Annotated in this window: 20 protein-coding genes; 5 read left to right on the top strand and 15 right to left on the bottom strand. The window is 31.7% G+C overall.

What is annotated here, in order from left to right; all coding sequences use genetic code 11:
* Window positions 1-46 precede the first annotated feature (46 nt).
* Complete coding sequence (locus J1D01_RS15625; protein WP_421151502.1) at window positions 47-1,120, top strand: serine hydrolase domain-containing protein; 1,074 nt, start codon at window positions 47-49, stop codon at window positions 1,118-1,120.
* 48 nt (window positions 1,121-1,168) lie between these two features.
* Here J1D01_RS15625 and J1D01_RS15630 read toward each other — a convergent pair whose 3' ends face one another.
* The 13 genes from J1D01_RS15630 to recR all read right to left on the bottom strand — a co-directional run bounded on the left by J1D01_RS15630 (window position 1,169) and on the right by recR (window position 13,469).
* A complete protein-coding gene (locus tag J1D01_RS15630; protein WP_421151503.1) occupies window positions 1,169-4,408 on the bottom strand; it encodes a S41 family peptidase in 3,240 nt (1,079 codons plus the stop codon).
* A gap of 144 nt (window positions 4,409-4,552) precedes the next feature.
* Window positions 4,553-5,506, bottom strand: a complete 954-nt coding sequence (gene ftsY / locus J1D01_RS15635; protein WP_372937009.1) for a signal recognition particle-docking protein FtsY — start codon at window positions 5,504-5,506, stop codon at window positions 4,553-4,555.
* 253 nt (window positions 5,507-5,759) lie between these two features.
* The gene (locus J1D01_RS15640; protein ID WP_372937010.1) at window positions 5,760-5,912 is read right to left on the bottom strand and encodes a DUF4295 domain-containing protein; all 153 of its coding nucleotides are present in this window, start codon (window positions 5,910-5,912) and stop codon (window positions 5,760-5,762) included.
* A gap of 7 nt (window positions 5,913-5,919) precedes the next feature.
* Window positions 5,920-6,102, bottom strand: a complete 183-nt coding sequence (gene rpmG, locus J1D01_RS15645) for a 50S ribosomal protein L33 (RefSeq protein WP_008271040.1) — start codon at window positions 6,100-6,102, stop codon at window positions 5,920-5,922.
* Between the two features lie 25 nt (window positions 6,103-6,127).
* Window positions 6,128-6,364, bottom strand: a complete 237-nt coding sequence (gene rpmB, locus J1D01_RS15650; RefSeq protein ID WP_372937011.1) for a 50S ribosomal protein L28 — start codon at window positions 6,362-6,364, stop codon at window positions 6,128-6,130.
* An 82-nt stretch (window positions 6,365-6,446) separates the two neighbouring features.
* Complete coding sequence (locus J1D01_RS15655; RefSeq protein ID WP_421151504.1) at window positions 6,447-7,697, bottom strand: competence/damage-inducible protein A; 1,251 nt, start codon at window positions 7,695-7,697, stop codon at window positions 6,447-6,449.
* A 3-nt stretch (window positions 7,698-7,700) separates the two neighbouring features.
* On the bottom strand, window positions 7,701-8,042 hold the full coding sequence (locus J1D01_RS15660; protein WP_372937013.1) for an Hpt domain-containing protein: 342 nt from the start codon (window positions 8,040-8,042) through the stop codon (window positions 7,701-7,703).
* Window positions 8,042-8,653 carry a fumarylacetoacetate hydrolase family protein gene (locus tag J1D01_RS15665; protein ID WP_421151505.1) on the bottom strand — a complete coding sequence of 204 codons (612 nt, stop codon included), beginning with the start codon at window positions 8,651-8,653 and terminating at the stop codon, window positions 8,042-8,044. The genes J1D01_RS15660 and J1D01_RS15665 overlap by 1 nt, the downstream gene beginning before the upstream one ends.
* A 6-nt stretch (window positions 8,654-8,659) precedes the next feature.
* Window positions 8,660-9,436, bottom strand: coding sequence for an exonuclease domain-containing protein (locus J1D01_RS15670; RefSeq protein WP_372937015.1), 777 nt, complete (start codon window positions 9,434-9,436; stop codon window positions 8,660-8,662).
* A 6-nt stretch (window positions 9,437-9,442) separates the two neighbouring features.
* Window positions 9,443-10,231, bottom strand: a complete 789-nt coding sequence (locus tag J1D01_RS15675) for a hypothetical protein (protein WP_372937016.1) — start codon at window positions 10,229-10,231, stop codon at window positions 9,443-9,445.
* An 87-nt stretch (window positions 10,232-10,318) separates the two neighbouring features.
* Window positions 10,319-11,632, bottom strand: coding sequence for a dihydrolipoamide acetyltransferase family protein (locus J1D01_RS15680; RefSeq protein WP_421151506.1), 1,314 nt, complete (start codon window positions 11,630-11,632; stop codon window positions 10,319-10,321).
* A 112-nt stretch (window positions 11,633-11,744) separates the two neighbouring features.
* Entirely contained in the window at window positions 11,745-12,842 is a 1,098-nt protein-coding gene (locus tag J1D01_RS15685) for a glycosyltransferase family 2 protein (RefSeq protein WP_421151507.1), read from the bottom strand.
* A gap of 9 nt (window positions 12,843-12,851) precedes the next feature.
* Complete coding sequence (gene recR, locus J1D01_RS15690) at window positions 12,852-13,469, bottom strand: recombination mediator RecR (RefSeq protein WP_372937019.1); 618 nt, start codon at window positions 13,467-13,469, stop codon at window positions 12,852-12,854.
* A 112-nt stretch (window positions 13,470-13,581) separates the two neighbouring features.
* Here recR and J1D01_RS15695 point away from each other — a divergent pair, with 112 nt between their 5' ends.
* Window positions 13,582-15,039: a sodium:solute symporter gene (locus J1D01_RS15695; protein WP_421151508.1), complete on the top strand. Its 1,458-nt coding sequence runs from the start codon at window positions 13,582-13,584 to the stop codon at window positions 15,037-15,039.
* On the opposite strand, the gene J1D01_RS15700 is transcribed toward J1D01_RS15695, so the two are convergent.
* Window positions 15,016-15,378, bottom strand: a complete 363-nt coding sequence (locus J1D01_RS15700; protein WP_421151509.1) for a CoA-binding protein — start codon at window positions 15,376-15,378, stop codon at window positions 15,016-15,018. The genes J1D01_RS15695 and J1D01_RS15700 overlap by 24 nt on opposite strands.
* 97 nt (window positions 15,379-15,475) lie before the next feature.
* On the opposite strand from J1D01_RS15700, the gene J1D01_RS15705 reads away from it, so the two are divergent.
* On the top strand, window positions 15,476-17,950 hold the full coding sequence (locus J1D01_RS15705) for a TonB-dependent receptor domain-containing protein (protein ID WP_421151510.1): 2,475 nt from the start codon (window positions 15,476-15,478) through the stop codon (window positions 17,948-17,950).
* A gap of 445 nt (window positions 17,951-18,395) precedes the next feature.
* Here the strand turns inward: J1D01_RS15705 and J1D01_RS15710 are convergent, their stop codons facing one another.
* Window positions 18,396-19,403 (bottom strand): 3-oxoacyl-ACP synthase III family protein, encoded by a 1,008-nt coding sequence (locus J1D01_RS15710; RefSeq protein ID WP_421151511.1) that lies wholly within the window; start codon window positions 19,401-19,403, stop codon window positions 18,396-18,398.
* A 166-nt stretch (window positions 19,404-19,569) separates the two neighbouring features.
* Between J1D01_RS15710 and htpG the strand changes: the two genes are divergently transcribed.
* Window positions 19,570-21,480: a molecular chaperone HtpG gene (gene htpG / locus J1D01_RS15715; protein WP_421151512.1), complete on the top strand. Its 1,911-nt coding sequence runs from the start codon at window positions 19,570-19,572 to the stop codon at window positions 21,478-21,480.
* A 91-nt stretch (window positions 21,481-21,571) separates the two neighbouring features.
* Window positions 21,572-22,204, top strand: a complete 633-nt coding sequence (locus J1D01_RS15720; protein WP_421151513.1) for an MOSC domain-containing protein — start codon at window positions 21,572-21,574, stop codon at window positions 22,202-22,204.
* The last annotated feature ends 26 nt before the right edge of the window (window positions 22,205-22,230 follow it).

Raw genomic sequence — 22,230 nt, forward strand, 5'->3', positions numbered from 1 at the left:
TTAAACCTTTTATATATTTGAAGGTCTTAATTACCAAATCTACCTTATGAAAACCTTAATATACATACTATTTTTAGGGCTTTTTAGTGTGTTTAGCTGCTCTACAGAAGAAGTTACTAATGAAAATACTGAAACTACTGAAACCGAAATTTATTTTCCTCCTTTAGATTCTGATACTTGGGAAACAAAACCCATAAGCGACTTAGAGTGGAATGAAGATCAACTTCAGCCACTATTAGATTTTTTAGAAGAATTTAACACCAAAAGTTTTATAATACTCCACAACGGAAAAATTGTTGTTGAAGCTTATATGAACGAGCATAATGCTAACACCCTTTGGTATTGGGCAAGTGCTGGAAAAACATTAACAACTGCCATTACAGGTATTGCTCAAAATGAAGGTTTTTTAAATTTAAACGATAAAGTATCTGATTATTTAGGAACAGGCTGGACAAATGCACCACTAGAAAAAGAAAACCTAATTACTAATAAACACCTGCTAACCATGACCTCTGGTTTAGATGATTCTAACGATGATATTTCGGCAGAAAACTTAAACTACCTTGCAGATGCTGGAACACGTTGGGCATACCATGGTGTATTTTTAAAATTACAAGATGTGGTTGCACAAGCTACTAACGATACTTGGAACAACTATTTTAATACAAAACTAAAAGATGAAATTGGCATGAACGGATTTTGGTTGCCATTTGAAAGTACCAATGTATACTGGAGTAATACCCGTAGTATGGCTAGATTTGGGTTGCTTATGTACGCCAATGGTAAATGGGAGAACGAGCAAATTATACCAGAAACATATTTAAACGAAGCTATAAACACTTCACAAACCATTAATGAAGCCTATGGCTACATGTGGTGGCTTAACGGAAAAGCGAGTTACCATTTGCCGCAAACCCAATTTGAGTTTAGTGGCGAACTTATACCCAATGCCCCAGACGACATGTTTGCTGGCTTGGGTAAAAATGACCAAAAACTTTATATCATACCAAGCAAAGAGCTAGTTATTGTTAGAATGGGAGATGCTGCTAGCGAAGAGAATTTTGCACTTTCTACTTTTGATGATGAATTGTGGGAGAAAATTAATGCATTGATAGATTAATTTAAAAATTCCCAAAGCCTTTCTCTTTGAGTTTTTTTGATTTACAAACTAGTCTTTAATTTCTAAAAGCAATTCACTAACAGCCGCTTGCAATTGAGAATCTTTACCATTTAAAAAATCATTATATGGTAATTTAACTTCAATATCTGGATTAACCTGTAAATTTTCAGTAGGCCTACCTTCTGCACCAATAGTTGCAATCATTGGTATGCCAAAAACTATAGTTGGATCTATTTGACGTTCCCACCAAACTGCGGTACCAGTTCCTGGAACTGGCATTCCTACAAGTTTACCTATACCATTTTGTTTGTAGATATAAGGAAAAATATAAGCATCACTATAATTAGACTCACTCATAATGACAATGCTAGGCTTGGTCCAACGTGTTAAAGACTCACCTCCTTTTAGCAAATTACCTTGAGGTGCTAATTTTAAATATAGAGTACCACTTAAAAACGTATTCAAATCATCATGAAGCCAGCCTCCCCCATTAAATCTTGTATCAACAACAAGGGCTTTTTTTTCTTTGTTTTTTCCCATAACATTGTCATAAACCTCTCTAAAACTGCCATCATCCATACTTTTAACATGTACATAACCTAATTTACCTCCACTTAGAGAATCTACTTTATGTTCCATTATTTTCACCCAACGCTTATACATTAATCTTGTTTGAGTTCTCTTAGATACTGGTTTAGTTTTTTCTTCAAATATTACATTCCCATCCGTGAGAGTTAACAGTATGTTTTTATTTGTAATGTTATTTAAATATTTATTCCAATTGTCATCAGCTTTTACTTCCTTATTATTAATTTTTAAAATAACATCACCTCTCTTAACCTTACTATTAGCAGTATCTAATGGCCCTCCTGAAAGAACTTCACTGATTTTAATTCCTTTACCTGTGTATTTCTCATCAAACAACAAACCTAATGAAGCTGTTATATCTCCATTTTTAGCTCTATGTGTATATCTTCCTCCTGTATGAGAAGCATTAAGCTCTCCTAGAAGTTCACTCAACAATTGCTGAAAGTCATAGTTATTGTTAATATGTGGTAAAAACTTAGCATACTCATCATGATACATTTTCCAATCAATACCATGAAGGTTTGGATCATAAAACTTCTCCTTTACTTGACGCCATGCATGTTCAAAAATATATTGACGTTCTCCAGAAGGGTCCAACACCATATCTCCTTCAATTTTAACTCCTGTAATTTTCCCACTCTCAGCATCAACTTTAACAAGTTTTCCTTTATTACTTAAAAACAATATTTTATCATCATCACTTATTTGAATGCCACTAGGCGACCCTCCTAATTTTGCTAAAATTTTAGTTTTCTTTGTTCTAGGTTCTGTAACCCAGACATCATATCCCTTTTCAAATTTAGATAAATAGAATAATTTGCTAGCATCTTTATTAAGCGCATAACCACTTATATGCGAACTATTTATTGTCAATTTAACTTTACGGTAATCTAAATTATTTAAATTTATTTTTAAATTTTCTACCTTCTTATCTATTTTGTTCTTTTTGTCTTTTTTAACATCATTTTCATTTTCCTCTAAATCTTTTTTATCCTTCTCCTCCTGCTCCTTAAACAAGTCATATTCCTCTTTACTTAGGTTGTAGGTATCAAAAGCCTTTTGGTCAAAGAAAACAGCATATATATCGCTCTCACTACTTCCGTTAACAGCAAGCGATTTCTCACCATCACGCGAACTTTTATAAACCATCATTTTCCCATCTAGAGCCCATGTTGCACCACTTTCTCCAAAACCACTATTTACCGGATATATAAATTCACCTGTTCCATCTGCTTTTAATAAGGCAGTATTAGTGTCAAATCCATATCCCTTTTGATCAGAAACAAAAAGCCACTTACTATCAGGACTCCATTGAAATCCCCAGTCTCCATCTGAATAAGAATAATTATGTCCTTCTGGCAATACTGTAACTTCTTTCTTTGATTCTAAATCTAATACCTTTAAAATATTCCTATCTTTAACATAGGCTACTTTTTTCCCATCAGGTGAAAATTCAGGCTGATATTCTTCAGACATAGTAGCTATTAATGGCTCAATTTTTATAATTGTGCTTACATAAAAATAAGTTTCTTCTGGACGCAAAATTGTTGCTTTATAAATATCCCAACTTGTATCATTCTCGCCAGAAAACAACAAGGTTTTACCATCTGGAGACCAATTAATCATACGTTCTTGTTGTGGTGTATTAGTAATACGTTTAGTTCTTGAATCGTCTACACCAGTAACAAAAACTTCTCCTCTATTAACAAAGGCTATTTCTTTACCATTTGGGCTAACTTTAAATTCACTTACATCACTAATATCAATATTTTTAAAAGTTTCGTATGCAGAATCATCTCTAACTTTAATTGAAAGTTTTTTAGGCTCACTTCCTTCTGATATGGTATAAATATCTCCTTTCCAAGAGAAAGCCATTGTGTTATCCTTTGCTATACTTAAATGCCTAACTGGAAAGTCTTTAAAATTAGTTAAAGCCATTTCATTGTTTGTTTCCAATGCTCTTTTATATAAGTTCTGAGTCCCACTTTTTTCATTAAGATAAAAAACAGATGAGCCATCGTTATTAAAAACAGGCTCTCTATCTTCTCCTTTAAAATCAGAAATTTGTTTGTAGGTGTTATTTTTTATATCAAAAATCCAAATATCGCGGGTAACAGAAGACGTATGATGTTTTCTAAAATCATCTTCATATCCTTTTCTGTCTTGAAATATTATTTTAGTTCCATCATTGTTATAGTGTGCACTTTCAGCTCCAGCTGCAGAAACTAAAATAGGTCTTCCTCCTAGAACTGGGATATTATAGAGATTAAGAAACAATCTAGGAGATGGAAAACGAACACTTGATGCTGGTGCATCTCTTCCACTTCCAAAAAGAACGTATTTGTTATCTATTGTAAAGTCATAAGGAAAATCATTAGCACTATTATAGGTTAGTCTTGTTGGTTTACCTCCTTGAGCAGACATTGTATAGACATCAAAATTACCATAACGATCACTTGCAAAAGCAATGGTTTTTCCATCATGACTCCAAACCGGGTATCCATCATACGCATCCCCAGTAGTTATTGCTACAGCATTACCTCCATTTGCATCAACAGAATACAAATTACCGTGATAGCTAAACACAATAGTTGAACCATCGGGGGAAATACTTGGATACCTCAGCCAATACGCATCATTTTGACCATTGATGCTTAAATAATTGAGAGCTATTAAAACAAGAATAAAATATTTTTTCATCTTTATATTTTAAGTATTGATTGTGATTTTTACTTGAAAATCTTATAATAATTTAAAAAAGTTAAATTAAATGGTGTGCGTCTGAGTGTTTATTATAAAGCATGAAAGAGAATGTTTTTTTGGACTCGTTGTAAAACAAAAAATTTACTTAAAAAAAGAATCTACAAATTCATATTTATTGAATACTTGTAAATCTTCAATTCCTTCGCCAACACCAATATACTTTACTGGAATTTGAAATTGATCTGAGATACCAATTACTACGCCTCCCTTAGCAGTTCCATCTAATTTAGTAACTGCTAAAGATGTTACTTCGGTAGCTGCAGTAAATTGTTTAGCTTGTTCAAAAGCGTTTTGTCCTGTAGAGCCGTCAAGTACTAATAAAACATCATTTGGAGTATCATCTACTACCTTTTGCATTACCCGTTTAACTTTAGTAAGCTCATTCATTAAATTTACTTTGTTATGCAACCGTCCTGCTGTATCAATTATAACCACATCGGCATCTTGTTTTACAGCACTTTGTAAGGTATCAAAAGCAACAGAAGCAGGATCACTCCCCATACTTTGTTTTATTATAGGGACATCTACTCTATCTGCCCAAACTTGTAGTTGATCTATGGCTGCTGCTCTAAAAGTATCTGCAGCACCTAAAACCACTTTTAACCCTTGCTTTTTAAATTGATATGCTAATTTACCAATAGTAGTTGTTTTACCTACTCCGTTAACTCCTACAACCATAATAACGTATGGTTTTTTATCTTGAGGAACTGTAAATTCTGTTTCTTCACCAATATTGGTTTCACTTAACAAACCAGCTATTTCTTCTCTTAGAATTTGATTAAGTTCATCTGTACCTAAATATTTATCTTTGGCTACACGTGCTTCAATGCGCTCAATAACTTTTAAAGTGGTATTTACACCAACGTCACTAGTTACAAGAACTTCTTCTAAGTTATCTAAAACCTCATCATCTACTTTAGATTTTCCTGCTACTGCTTTACTTAATTTACCAAAAAAACTTGTTTTAGATTTTTCTAAACCTTTATCTAGTGTTTCTTTTTTATCTGAAGAAAATATTTTTTTAAAAAGACTCATTACTTTAAAACCTTAAGTTGTTAATTGCGTTAGGGATTGAGGCATTTGTTGAAGCTCTCCCAATTGTAAATTGGGAAGCGACTGCCGAAAGCCCGACCACGCCAATAGCGTGGTAACGCCCAAATATATATTACAAATACTTAACCATATTTTTTATTCTGCCATATTAGCAGATAATCTCTCAAATATAAACATAAAAAAACTGCTTTCTAAAATTAGAAAGCAGTTTGTATATTTTAAGAAAAGCTTGTGTTTACTTTTTATTTAAAAAGTCATTAACTTGGTCTGGAGCCATAATAGACTCTACAAACATGTAAGCTCCTGTTTTAGGCGATTTAACCATTTTTATGGCTTTTGTTAACCTTTTTGATCCGGTTTGTAACGTTGCTACTGATTTTTTTGCCATGACTTTATTATTTTATCTCTTTATGAACTGTCATACGCTTTAGGATAGGATTGAATTTTTTAATCTCCATTCTATCTGGCGTATTCTTTTTATTTTTTGTTGTAATGTATCTTGAAGTTCCTGGTTGCCCAGAAGCTTTATGTTCAGTACATTCTAATATTACCTGAATTCTGTTGCCTTTCTTTGCCATTTCTTAATACTTTTAAATACAGCTATTATTTTAAAAATCCTTTAGCTTTAGCTTCTTTAATTGCTGCAGAAATTCCTATTCTATTAATAGTTTTTAAAGCAGATGTAGAAACTTTTAAAGTTATCCATTTATCTTCTTCTGGTATGTAAAAACGTTTCTTAACTAAGTTAGCGTTAAATCTGCGCTTAGTTCTATTTAATGCGTGAGACACGTTGTTACCAACCATTGCCTTTTTCCCTGTAAGTTCACAAACTCTTGACATTATATATAACTTTAATTTTTTTATTGCTTAAAATCGAGGTGCAAATATACAAATTCTTTAGATTATGACAATCTAAATTGTATCAATTTTTAAAAATTTCTTTTAGCAGCATTTCTAAGGCTTTGTTTACTGCTTTATTTATTACTTTTATACGGTGATTTCCTAAAGAAAATTTTTCTGAAAAAACGCCATCTTTACTAGCTATAGCAATATACACGGTGCCAACATCTGCATCTGACTCGCCTTTTGTAGGACCTGCATTACCAGTTGTAGCCACTGCAAAATCTGAATTAAATAATTTTAAAGCATTGCTTGCCATAGACTCTGCAACTTGCCCGCTTACCACCGAATGTTCCCGAATAACTTCTGAAGAAACACCTAACACATTCACTTTTGATTCTGTAGAATAGGTTACTACACCACCGTTAAAATAAGCCGATGCTCCAGAGTGTTTTGTGAACTGACCTGCTAAAGTTCCGCCTGTACAGCTTTCTGCTATGGCTAAAGTTTTTCCTGTTTTTGTTAGTTGTTTTGCTATAATAATTTCAACCGAGCCTTCTTCATCTTCAAAACCAAAAAACTTATCTTTAATTAATGGTAATAGTTTTTTTACCTCTGCATCTACTTTAACTTCAATATCTTCTTTATTAGCCCCCTTTGCAGATAAACGTAGTCTTACCTTACCTAAATTAGGTAAGTAGGCTAGTTTTATATTTGGTGGTAAAGCGTCTTCCCAGTCTTCAATTCTAGCTGCTAAAGCACTCTCGCCAATACCATATACTAGAAGTGTTTTGTGTAGTATATAAGGAAAGTTGTATTTTTCTTTTAGCTTAGGCACCACTTCGTTTTCCATTAAAGCATCCATTTCATAAGGAACTCCTGGAAGTGAAATAAACGTTTTGTTTCCTTTATCAAACCACATACCTGGAGCGGTACCTAGTTTATTCATTAATACTTTAGATTTTGATGGTACTAAAGCTTGATCTTTATTTACTTGAAGTATTTTATCACTTACATTGGTTGCCCAAAGTTCTTCTATGTTTTGTAAAACAGCTTGATTTTTAACTAAGGTATCATTGAAATATTCTGCTATAGTTTTCTTGGTAATATCATCTTTTGTAGGCCCTAAACCTCCTGTAAGTATAATGATATCCGAATACTTTTCAGCATCTTTTAAAGCCTTTAAAATATGGTTTTTATCATCTTGAACTGAGGTTACTTGATAAATAGAAACACCTATTTTATTGAGTTGCTTTGCTATATCAGCAGAATTAGTGTCAATTACCTGACCTATTAGGAGTTCATCGCCAATGGTAATTATCTCTGCTTGCATTCATTATAATTTAAAATCTGACTTTATCTCTACCAATGCTTTTTCTACAGCATTAACAACTATTTCTAATTGTGGTGTAATATCTTCTCCTTTTTTAGTAAACTTACCCCAATCTTGTACTTCTATTAAGGTATCTAAAACACCTAACTCAAATAAATCTACTGTTGGTTTCATTTTATGTGCAGCTTGATAAGCTTCTGTGTAATCTTCTGCTGCAACAGCTTTTTTTAATCGCTCTAAATCTGGTTCCACCTCTTCTAAAAAAGCTTCTGCTAAGCTCTTTATAAAATCTTCATCGTTATCTGCTAGCTCGCGTACCCTAAATAATTTGTAATGTTGTTCCATTATTTTATTGTTACTGAAAACATTTCTGTGTTTCCTATAAATCCTATTAATTTATCATTAGGAATTACTCTACCAACACCGGCAGGAGTTCCTGTAAATATAATATCTCCTATCTTTAATGTAAAATATTTTGAGACATATTCTATTATTTCATCAATTTTCCAAAGCATGTGGCTTGTATTTCCTTTTTGAACAATTTTATCGTTCTTTTTTAAAGAAAATTCAATGCTATTAATATCTCCTAGCTCTTCTTTGGGTATCCATTTTCCAACCACAGCTGCTCCGTCAAATGCTTTTGCTTTTTCCCAAGGCAAGCCCTTTGCTTTTAATTTACTTTGTAAATCTCTGGCTGTAAAGTCTATTCCTAGCCCAATTTCATTGTAATATTTGTGAGCAAATTTTTTATCTATATACTTACCTATTCTATTAATTTTTACTAGAACTTCTACCTCATGATGGATATCATTTGAAAAATCTGGGATAAAAAAGGGTTGTTTTTTTAATAAAATGGCAGAGTCTGGCTTTTGAAAAATTACTGGTTCTGATGGTTTTTCGTTTTCCAATTCTTCAATATGCTCTGTATAATTACGACCAATACAAATTAGTTTCATTTAATTTTAAAACAGTTTATTATTGAAACCTCTAAGTTTAATGTTGGTTAATACTTTTTTTGTATATAGCGGAAAGTCTGCATTTAACAGCCACCCAAAATACCCGGGTTCTTTTTCTAATACTTCTGTTACCAACTTTCCTTTGTGTTTACCAAATGCAAAGCACTCTTCGCCATCTTTATTATAAGCAATAAAACCTGCAAAATCTGCAAATTTTTTTCTGGAACTAAATTCTGCTAAAAACTTGGTGTCGTTCTCTAGTTCATCGTACTTTTCTATTTGTGCTTTTAACACTTCGTATGTTGCATTTGTATCGGCTTCAGCACTATGGGCATCATCTAAACTTTTATTACAATAAAATTTATAGGCAGCACTTAGTGTACGCTGTTCCATTTTATGGAATATGGTTTGCACATCTATGGCTTGACGGTTTTTCATATCGAAATCTATATCGGCTCTTAACATTTCTTCAGCTAGTAATGGGATATCAAATCGGTTAGAATTGAATCCTCCTAAATCTGAGTCTTTTATCATGTTATAGATTTCTTTGGCTAATTCTTTAAAAGTGGGCTTATCTGCAACGTCTTCATCTGAAATACCATGAATAGCGGTAACCTCTTTAGGAATAGGCATTTCTGGATTTACTAACCATGTTTTGCTTTCTTCCTTCCCGTTAGGATGTACTTTAAGAATGGATATTTCTACTATCCTATCATTTGTTATATTGATTCCTGTTGTTTCTAAATCGAAAAAACAAATGGGTTTTGTTAGGTTTAACTGCATGTTTTGTTAATTAATTTTCATTTTATTAAAATAAGTATTTCTATAAGCATTCCATTTTTTTTCATTAAACAGCTCTTTATTATCAATATTTTGTGAACCTATACTAACAAAAAACTCGCCGTTAGGTTTTAAAATTAATTGTCTGAACCAATAATTTTTATATTTAAAAAGTTTTTTAATAAGATGGCCATAATCTTTATGCCATTGAACTTTTAGATTGTTTAAATCTAGTCCTTTATTATATCCATAAAAAAACACAGGCTCTACCTGTTTAAACCTCTTATACTTTTTAAAATTAAAACGCATTATTTTATTAAAACTCTTGTAACTATATTTAACCTCATGATATTTAGCTTTTTTGTATGGTCTTACATCAAAATACCATCCAGTTTTTTTAGAAATCCCCATAACTTCTCCTAAACTATCTCTAAAAATAAGATAATCTCTTTTTGGAAATTCATTTCGAGAAATTAGTGTGTCTTTATAATATATCAATAAAGTTTTAAGAGTATCAATATTATTTCTCGAGCTCAACATTTTAAACAGTTGAGATTTCAAATTAGGACTAAGTTTTCCAAACACATAATTAGGAATCAATTCTTGAACTACCAATGTATCTGTAGAATACCTAACTCCACCATAAAATTTAGAACGTAATTTATCTTTAAAACTAACCTTATCTATTTCTTTATCATCAATATCAAAGTACAAAGTATCTACTTGTGAAAAACAATTGAACGAGAAAAATTGAATGAAGGCACAACCACATAAAACTAATATGTTTTTAGTTATCATTTTCATTTATTTTTAAACTAATTTCAATTTCTTCACAAAAAACGCATCTTAATAAAGTTAGTTAAAATATTTCCTATTTTTAATGAACTACACTTCTCTATTCACATCCCAAGCTTCTAAATAGTCTTTTACCGCCTTTACAAACATACCTCCTAACGCGCCATTTACTACACGATGATCATAAGAATGTGATAAAAACATTTTATAACGAATACCTATAAAATCGCCTTCGTTGGTTTCAATAACTGCTGGTACTTTTCTAATAGCTCCTAAAGCTAAAATGCCTACTTGGGGCTGATTTATAATTGGAGTCCCCATAATACTACCAAAGGAACCTACGTTTGTTACAGTATACGTACCATCTTGAATATCATCTGGATTTAATTGATTATTTCTTGCTCTAGCAGCTAAATCGTTAACCTGTTTGGTCATTCCTACTAAATTTAACTGATCTGCATTTTTAATTACAGGCACTATTAAATTACCATCTGGTAGAGCTGCTGCCATACCCAAATTGATGTTTTTCTTTTTTATGATAGTATCACCTTGCACTGAGATATTCATCATAGGATAATCTCGCAATGCTTTGGCTATTACCTCCATAAAAATTGGGGTGAAGGTTAATTTTTCACCTTCACGTTTTTCAAAATCATTTTTCACTTTATTTCTCCAATTCCAAATTTTGGTTACATCGGCTTCTATAAAACTTTGAACGTGTGCTGATGTTTGAATTGACTCCACCATATGATGCGCTATAAGTTTACCCATGCGTGTCATTTCAATAATTTCATCTTCCCCACTAGGAATAACAGGTGGTGTAGCTACAACTTTTGGGGTATCCTCTACTTTTATTTTAGGTTGTGGTGCGTTTTCTTTTACTATTTGAGGTTCTAGTTTTGCTCCTCTGTTTTCAACATAGGCTAAAATATCATTTTTGGTAACTCTTCCATCTTTCCCCGTTCCTGAAATGGCATCTAATTCTTGTTGAGAAATGCCTTCCTGTTTTGCTATATTTTTAACCAAAGGTGAATAAAACCGATTACTACTAGAAACAACTGGAGTTACGGTTTCTTTAGCTACTGTAATGGTTTCTTCAATTTGTTCTATAGTTTCTGGTTCAACCTCTTCAACTTCAGGCTCTAAAGTTGGTTCATTTTCGCCTTCAGTTTCTATAACAGCAATAACTTGCCCTACTTGCACAACATCATCTACATTAAAAAACTTTTCAACCAAAACTCCTTCTACTTCACTTGGCACTTCGCTATCCACCTTATCTGTAGCAATTTCAACAATAGGCTCATCTAACTCTATTGTTTCTCCAACTTCTTTTAACCAAGATGTTATAGTTGCTTCTGCAACACTTTCTCCCATTTTTGGTAACTTAAGTTCAAATTTTGCCATATCTATAATGTAATAGTTCTGTTTTAATTTTTGCTTGCAAAATTAACGAAAATGCAACGATTTTTGTTAATTATTTATAACAAATATAAACGGCATTGTATTAATCTATAAGCTAAAAAGTAATGACCTCTCCTCTACTTATTGCGTTGTCGCTTCCTAAAATAAATTTAGAATTATTAGGTAAAATTCTAAAGGTTAACTTTCTAACTACCGAAGCGTTTTGCATTATATTAATTATTTCCTTGTAGGATAAATAATTGGCATCTAGTATAATTTCTGTTGCCTTGTCATAATTACCTACTTTTTTTTCTAATGTGAGGTTATTATGTAATGAAGTCTTTAAACCTTTTATCATTTTATCTGAAATAAGCACATACTTATTTACTCGCTTAATTTTATGAATGGGTGTTTTTCTAAAAAAATACACAAACCATATTCCTATAAAAACAAACAAATCAAATAAAACATTCTTTTTAAAATGCTTCTGGTAGAATATTTGCATAGCTCCATAAAACCTACGCGCATAGTTTTTATCTTTTAAAGTACTTTCTCCTTTAAAGTGAACAACTGTAGTATTAGCAAAATAATAATTTTGATATCCGGATTTTAAAACCCTATAAGACAAATCAATATCTTCTCCGTACATAAAATAATCTTCATCAAAACCTCCAATATCTTTATAAACGCTTTTTTTCATTAACATAAAAGCGCCAACTAAAATATCTACCTTACCCGTTTCATTTTCGGTTAAATGGTTTGCATAGTACTTTTTAGAGTTACCCAACATTTTTTTATAGGCAGCACTTACATAGGGGATATTACGTTTACTTTCTGGTAAAAAGCGACCTACGCCATTAATTAGCTTACAACCAACTATACCTAACCTATCTATACTCTCACTAAACTTTAATAACTTTATAAAAGTGTCTTCGGCAACTACAGTATCTGGGTTTAAAATACAGATATACTCTCCTTTTGCCTTTTTCACACCAATATTATTCCCTTTAGAAAACCCAAAATTCTCTTTGTTTTCTATTAAAATAATATCTGGGAATAATTCTTTAACCATGGTACAGCTTTCATCTTCAGAATTATTATCAACCACAATTATTTCTGCGTCAATATTTGTAATGGCTTCTTTTACACTTTTTAAACAAAGCTCTAAAAAATGCCTAACGTTATAGTTTAGTATGACTACAGAAAGTTTCAAATAGAGAGACTATAGCTTTAAAGAGGTTTCAAAAGGAATTCTGTTAACAATACTTCGCCCAAGGGTAATTTCATCGGCATATTCAAGTTCATCTCCTACCGAAATCCCTCTAGCAATAGTTGATGTAACAATATTGTAATCTTGAATTTGCTTAAATATATAAAAATTAGTAGTATCTCCTTCCATTGTTGAGCTTAACGCAAAAATGAGTTCTTTTATTTTCCCGCTTTTAACTTTTTCAACCAAAGAATCTATGTTTAAATCATGCGGACCAATACCGTCCATAGGTGAAATTTTACCTCCTAACACATGATACAACCCTTTATAAGAGCTGGTATTTTCAATTGCCATAACATCTCGTATATCTTCTACCACACACACAATTTCTTCGTTTCGGTTTTTACTTGAACAAATTTCACACAACTCATCATCACTTATATTATGACAAGATTTGCAAAACTTAATCTCTTCTCTCATAGACTGTAATGCTTTTGTTAAAGCTAGAGTTTGCTCCTTTGGTTGGCGTAACATATGCAGTACTAAACGCAATGCAGTACGCTTACCCACTCCTGGTAATTGAGACATTTCATTAACAGCTTTTTCTAGTAATTTTGAAGAAAATTCCATGACCACGAAAATACAATATTATATGAATTGTTTACTAGAGTTTCTTCTTTTTAGTGGAATTTAGATTTTGAAACTTTTAATTTGTATTTTGAAAACCAAATAAATCATTAATATGAATGCCACTCAAATCCTTCTACTTATTGCTGCCTATTTTGGGGTGCTTTTAGTAATATCATACTTTACAGGGAAGAACGATAATAACGAAGATTTTTTTAAAGCCGGAAAGCAATCTCCTTGGTATTTAGTAGCTTTTGGAATGGTGGGCGCTTCACTATCTGGTGTTACTTTTATATCGGTTCCAGGGTGGATTGAAGGCTCCAAATTCAGCTATTTCCAAGTGGTTTTAGGCTATATGTTTGGTTACTTTATAGTTGCTTATGTTCTATTACCCATTTATTATAAATTGAATGTTACCTCTATTTATGAGTATTTACTACAACGTTTTGGTGTGGTTAGCCATAAAACAGGTGCTTTTTTCTTTTTTATATCTAGAGTGTTAGGAGCCGCTTTTAGGTTGTTTTTAGTTGCTATTGTATTACAGCAATTTGTTTTTAATGCGTGGCATGTTCCTTTTGAAATTACTGTTATCATCTCTATTTTACTCATTTGGATTTACACCAACAAAGGCGGTATAAAAACTATTGTTTGGACAGACACATTACAAACGCTGTTTATGATTTTAGCTGTAATACTCTCTATCTATTTTATTAATGATAGTTTAGGTTGGAGTTTTGGAGAGTTTTTAGCTTCTAATGAACTTAAAACCTATAATGAAATATTTATTACCGATAGTTTTTTAGAACGAAATCATTTTGTTAAATCGTTTTTAGGCGGTATGTTCATTACCATATGCATGACTGGTTTAGACCAAGATATGATGCAAAAAAACCTAACCTGTAAATCTTTAAAAGATGCTCAAAAAAATATGATTTCTTTCAGTGTTGTACTTGTTTTTGTTACATTTTTATTTATGCTTTTAGGGGCTTTACTATACATTTATGCCAACAAACACAATATAACCATTCCGCTTATGGATGGCAAACCAAAAACCGATTTACTTTTTCCTGAAATAGCGTTAAATAGCGGGTTAGGTATTACTTTATCAATAACCTTTATGCTCGGATTAATTGCTGCAGCATACAGTAGTGCAGATAGTGCTTTAACCTCATTAACTACTTCATTTTGTGTAGACTTTTTAAACATTGAACAAAAACCAAAAAAACAACAAAAACGAGTTAGAAAAAAGGCTCATATTGGCATGAGCATTTTATTAATAATTGTTATAATTATTTTTAAATATGTACTTAATAGCAATGTTATAGATAGTTTACTTACTGTTGCTGGCTACACCTATGGGCCACTACTTGGGTTATTTGCTTTTGGTATTTTTACAAAATACAAAGTTAAAGATCAATATGTTTGGGTAGTTGCTTTATCTTCAGTTGTTCTAATTACTATTATTGGAAACATCCCGCCAGAAAAATTGGGTGGTTATGTTTTAGGGTATGAATTACTACCTATAAATGGTTTAATAACCTTTATTGGTTTAATACTGATTAGTAGAAAGTAACACCAATGTACAAGCTGCTTCAAAATGAATATTGTTAGCTTTTAGTATTGAAAACAACTCTGGATTTTCTGTACCAGGATTAAAAATAACACGTTTAGGTTTTAAAGACACTATGTAATCATAATAATCTTTTTGCCTACTAGGGTTAAGATACAAAGTTACAGTGTGTATCTCTTTATAAGGCAACAACTCCGTATCAATTGTCACTCCAGATACTGTTCCTGTTTTCAATCCAAAAGCTACAACCTCAAAATTATTATCAACTAATCTTTGAATAGCATAATTAGAATATCTATTGGGTTTTAAAGAAGCTCCTAGCACTAAGGTTCTCTTATTCATTTGTTAAAATGGTGTTAAGGTTAAAAAAATTAGTAACATATTCTATTGTTCAGCGTCTTAAACTTAACAGAAATCAATCAAAAAACAATCAAATCAAATGAAAAACGTATTTTTCATGTGCTTTCTATTGCTTTCTATTATAGCAAAAGCGCATACAGATCCCGAAAAAAACATTGATAAAAAAGGGTCTATCTTCGGAACCGTATTAGACGCAACACTTAAACAACCCTTACCTTACGTAAATGTAATTATTAAAGACAACAATAATAACACTCTTACCGGTGGAATTACCTCTGATGACGGTACCTTTAAAATTGAAAAAATTGATAAAGGTAACATTACAGTAAACATTCAATATATAGGCTACAAAACATACATCAAAAATGTAACCCTTAAAAAAGGAAATTACAATGTAAATCTTGGGTCTATTTATTTAGAAGAAGAAGCCGAAAGCTTAGACGCCGTAACTGTAGTTGCAGAAGTTTCTACTATAGAACAAAAAGTAGACCGAAAGGTTATTACAATAGGTAAAGATCTTACCACTGCAGGTGCTACAGCTAGTGATATTATGAACAATCTACCATCTGTAAACGTAGACCAACAAACAGGAAACATTAGTCTTAGAGGAAACGAAAATGTTAGAGTTATGGTAGATGGAAAACTTAGTAATGTCCCCATTGCGCAGTTATTAAAACAAATACCTTCAACATCAATAAAATCTATTGAGCTTATTACCAACCCATCTGCAAAATACAATCCAGAAGGTATGAGCGGTATTATCAACATTAAATTGCATAAAAATACGCAAATAGGATTTAACGGAAACCTAAACGTTGGATTAACCAAAGAAATATTTGCAAAATTTAACAGCTCAATAGACATGAATTACCGCAACGGAAAATTTAATTTTTATGGTAATTACGGTAACAATATTGGTAAATATGACAACTTTGGATTTATTAATAGGTTAGATGACAATTCGCGTCAAGATTTTAAATTTGGTAATAATAACCAATCACATCTATACAAATTTGGTGTAGACTTTTACCTAAACGAAAAAAACACACTCTCTTTCTTTACCAATCAAAACTCATTTAATGGAGATGGTTTTGGCAATACCGTTATAACGTATCCAAGCACAACACAATGGCAATTGTTTAACAGTCTTTCAGAAAACCATTCTGGACAATATAACTTTGCCTATAAACATGAGTTTAATAATGAAGATGAAACCTTAGATATAGAAATAGATTATAATGACTTTACAAATGATGAAGACGCTAATTTTAGCTTTATAAACTTTACATTTCCAACAGACTATATGGATTTTGTTAACACTAATAGAGACCAAACAACCATAAATGTTGACTATGTAAAACCTTTAAACGAGGAATCTAAACTAGAACTAGGTGCAGAAGTGCGCTTATTTGGCACTGATGTTGATTATAACTCTACTGGACAAACTTATTCTGAACAAGGCAACCTTATTCCTACACCAAGTACAGATTTTGAATATAAAAGAGATATCTATTCTGCCTACGCTACTTACAGCAAGAGTTTTGAAAAATGGAGCTATCAAATTGGAGCTCGCTTAGAATCTGTAACCGAAGAAGCCAATGCATTGAGAATTTTTAATGATGGTACAACAGAAATAACTCCTTTTGAAAATGATTATTTCCAGGTCTATCCTTCAATATTTATAAGTTATAACGCTTCTGATAAAAACACCTATCAATTAAGTGCAAGTCGTCGTGTTGATAGACCAGGATTACAGCAAGTTAACCCTATTCGCGAGTGGAGTACCCCAAGAGTTTCATCTTTTGGAAATACAGAGTTAAAACCACAATTCACCAATTCTGTAGAAGCAAACTATACACGAAAATTAAACAAAGGTAGTATTACCGGAGGTGTGTTTTTTAGAATCATTGAAGATAACATTAACCGTTATGTACGTATAGACAGAACAGATGTAACCTCTGGAAATGTTATTTTATCATATGATAACTTTGATAACACAACCGCATACGGAATTGAACTTTCTAGCAATTACCGTCCAACAAAATGGTGGAGTGTAAACGGTAGTTTTGATTTGTTTTCTCAAGAACAAAGTGGTATAACAGAATATATAGATAATCCTGATATTCAAAATGCTACCATAGCAGACATTAAAACCAACGAAACCGTTGTTGATAATATAGTATGGAATTTAAGGCTTTTCAATAATTTTAGAGCTTCAAAAAAGCTTAGCTTCTCTTTGTTTTCAATGTATAGAGGAAAACAAAAAGGCATTCAATTTACTAGAAAACCCATGTTTATGCTAAATACAGGTATGCGTTATTCATTCTTAGAAGACCAAAGGGCTACATTTAGTTTTAACTATAGCGATATTTTTAATACTATGAATTTTGAATTTGATGGCACAAGTCCTTTCCCAAATCAAGGTCAGTTTAACTGGGAAAGCAATACATGGAATGTTGCTCTATCATACCGCTTTGGAGGTGGAAAATACAGAGCGTTAAAAAGAAAACAACGTGATGATAATACAAAACAAGAAAGCGGAGGCTTTTTATAAAAATGTATTTTAATAGCCTGCATAATAATTTATGGTTAGTGGTTAAATTAGGCTATTAAATAAGAAACCCCTTAGTTTTACAACTTTGGGGTTTTTATTAAAAAAAAAATTTAACTATCACACAATAAGCAAAATAACTTTACGTTAAACGTAATATACAATCTAGCCAAAAAGCGAAGAATAATTATTTAGAGTTAGTCGTCTTACACATTAAATTTCGTATCAAAGATTAGTATATATTCACTAAAAAAACTCGAAACTTAACAGTTTCGAGTTTTTTATTAAATGTTAAAAAGAGTTAAATGTTACAATGTTGTGCAATAAAATCAGGTTTTACACGTCTAATAATTATGATTCTTCAAATTAGTGTTAGTTGAAGTTGATTAATAGCTGAAAAACCCAAAACTTAAACGTTTTGGGTTTTTATATTTATTAAATCTAGTTTTTACCATTTAATAATCACACTTCCCCAAGTAAATCCACTACCAAACGCCGCTAAAACAACCGTATCTCCTTCTTTTATTTTTTCTTCTTCCCAAGCCTCTGTTAAAGCTATAATTATAGAAGCTGCCGTTGTGTTTCCGTATTTTTGAATATTATTAAACACTTGGTCATCACGTAACCCAAATTTCTTTTGAATAAATTGAGAAATACGCAAATTAGCCTGATGCGGAATTAACATATCTATATCTTCTTTTTTAAGGTTATTGGCTACTAAACCTTCCATTATAACTTCACTAAAACGCACCACAGCATGTTTAAATACAAAAGTGCCGTTCATGTATGGGTAATATGAGGTATCATCAGGGTCATTAGCTTCTAAAATTTCTGGCACCCAATGTTTAATACTTGGGCCTAAAACGGTAAGTTCTTCGGCATATTTTCCTTCAGAATGTAAATGTGATGATAAAATACCTTTGGTGTTATCTTCTGTTCTGCTTAAAACAGCAGCTCCTGCTCCATCACCAAATATAACCGTTACACCACGTCCTCTAGTAGATTTTTCCAATCCTCCTGAATGATATTCAGAGCCAATAACCAAAACATTTTTATACATTCCTGTTTTAATGAATTGGTCTGCAACTGACATGGCATAAACAAAACCAGAGCACTGATTTCTTATATCTAAAGCGCCTACAGTTTTCATATCTAACATATCTTGAATTTGCACACCACAACCTGGGAAATAATAATCTGGACTCAAGGTTGCAAACACAATAAAATCTATATCATCTTTAGTTAAACCAGCACGTTCAATAGCAATTTTTGCTGCTTTTGCCCCCATAACAGCAGAAGTATCTTCTGTTCCTTCCTTTATCCAACGTCTTTCTTTTATTCCTGTTCTTTCTTGTATCCATTCATCATTAGTGTCCATCATTTTAGATAAATCATCATTGGTTACCACATTATCTGGTAGATACTTTCCAAGACCTGTTATTTTAGAATTATACATAGCTATCTAGTTTAGGTTATCAAAGTACAATAACTGTTTTTAAATTCCAATTATACAATAAAAATGTATTTTTTTATAAGTTGTGTCAGTTTGTCACTTTTTTATCCTTGGTATTTTTTTTGACTATTAGAGAATTGTAATAATAAATAGATAAAACAGATATATCATGACAAAAGGAAATATTAATGTTTCGGTAGAGAATATCTTTCCTCTCATTAAAAAATTCTTATACAGCGATCACGAAATCTTTTTACGTGAGTTAATAAGTAATGCTACAGATGCTACTTTAAAGCTAAAACACCTTACCAATATTGGAGAAGCTAAAGTTGAGTATGGCAACCCAAAAATTGAAGTTAGAATTGATAAAGATGCCAAAAAACTTCATATTATAGATCAAGGTTTAGGTATGACTGCCGAAGAGGTTGAAAAATACATCAATGAAGTTGCCTTTTCTGGAGCTGAAGAGTTTTTAGACAAATACAAAGATTCTGCTAAAGATTCTGGTATTATTGGTCATTTTGGTTTAGGATTTTACTCTGCCTTTATGGTAGCCGATAAAGTAGAAATTATCACTAAATCTTATAAAGATGAACCTGCTGCACATTGGACTTGCGATGGATCGCCAGAATTTACCTTAGAACCCGCAGATAAAACAGAAAGAGGTACCGAAATAATTTTACATATTTCTGAAGATGAAAAAGAATTTCTTGAAGACAGCAGAATACGTGAATTATTAACCAAATACAATAAGTTCATGCCTGTGCCAATTAAATTTGGTAATAAAGAAATTAACGACCCTGAGCATGAACCTAAAACAATTAAAGATAAAGACGGTAAAGAAACAAAAGAACCGCATAGAAAAATTACTGTTGATGACATTATTAACAACCCAGAACCTGCATGGACAAAACAGCCTGCAGATTTAAAAGAAGAAGATTATAAAAATTTCTACAGAGAACTGTACCCTATGCAGTTTGAGGAGCCGTTATTCAACATTCATTTAAATGTTGATTATCCGTTCAACTTAACGGGAATTCTATATTTCCCTAAAATGACCAACGATTTAAACATTCAAAAAGATAAAATTCAACTTTATCAAAATCAGGTTTTTGTAACTGATAATGTTGAAGGTATTGTACCAGAATTTTTAACCATGTTACGTGGGGTAATAGATTCTCCAGATATTCCTTTAAACGTATCACGTTCTTATTTACAAGCCGATGGTGCAGTTAAAAAGATTTCATCTTATATTACCAGAAAAGTAGCCGATAAATTAAAATCGTTATTCAACAATAATCGTGAAGATTTTGAAGCCAAATGGAATGACATTAAAGTAGTTATTGAATACGGTATGCTTTCTGAAGAAAAATTCTTTGAAAAAGCTGAAGCTTTTGCTTTGTACCCAACCGTTGATGGTAAATACTACACTTACGAAGAATTATATAATAAAATTAAAGCTAACCAAACTGATAAAGATGACAAACTAGTTATTCTTTATGCAGCCGATAAAGATGCTCAACACAGCTATATTGAAGCTGCTAAAGCTAAAGGTTACGAAGTGTTATTATTAGATTCTCCAATTGTTTCGCACTTAATTCAAAAGCTAGAAACTACCAAAGAAAACATTTCGTTTGCTCGTGTTGATGGCGACCATATTGACAATTTAATTAAGAAAGATGACACCACCATTTCTAAATTAGATGAAGACCAAAAGAAATCTTTAGATGAGCTTTTAAAAGAAGTGATTCCATCAGAAAAATTCATGGTTCAATTAGAGGCTATGGATAGTGAAGCAAGTCCATTCATTATAACACAACCAGAATTTATGCGCAGAATGAAAGAAATGCAAGCTACTGGTGGCGGAGGCATGTTTGGTATGGGTAATATGCCAGAAATGTACAACTTGGTAGTTAACACTAACCACGATTTAATAAGTGAAATTCTAAACACAAAAACACGTAAAAAGCAAGAGCGTTTAATAAACCAAAGTTTAGATTTAGCACGCTTATCTCAAGGTTTACTAAAAGGTGAAGAACTTACAAACTTTATTAAGCGTAGTTATGATATGATAAAGTAAAGGCTTTATTATACTGACCCTGTCAGTATTCTATATATATTCTAAACCATTTTGCTAAAAGCAAGATGGTTTTTTTTATTATTTTTAATACATGAAAATTCTATCCACTAATATTGCTAAACCAAAAACTTTTATTTGGAACGATAAAAAAGTAACCACGGGTATTTACAAAATACCAACAAATACACCTATTTATTTAGGCAAATATGATGTTAAAGATGATACTGTAATTGATAGAAAATATCATGGCGGTAAGTTTAAAGCGTGTTATCTGTTTTCTAAAAACCACTACCAATACTGGAAAAATTTATACCCAAATTTAAATTGGAACTGGGGTATGTTTGGTGAAAACATAACAGTAAATGGACTAAATGAAGATGACATTTTTATTGGAGATATTTATAAAGTTGGTGAAGCCTTAGTACAAATTACCCAACCTCGTGAACCTTGTTTTAAGTTTGGTTATAAGTTTGGCTCACAAGACGTATTAAAACAGTTTATTAATTATGGCTACCCTGGTACCTATATTAAAGTTTTAGAAGAAGGTTTTGTAAAAATTAATGATGAATTCACTCTTATTGAACGCCCCCATAAAAGCATTACAACTGCTCAACTATTTCGGTTAATATTTGCCAAAGAAAAAGATAAAAACCTTGTTAAATTAATTATAAATAATGAAGCCTTACCACAAAAGAAAAGAGATAAATTAAAAGCTTTTCTATAAAATTTTAAAAGAAATAAGGAATTTAC

Origin of the sequence: Seonamhaeicola sp. NFXS20 (genome assembly GCF_049132085.1) — a bacterium.
Classification (GTDB): Bacteria; Bacteroidota; Bacteroidia; order Flavobacteriales; family Flavobacteriaceae; genus Seonamhaeicola.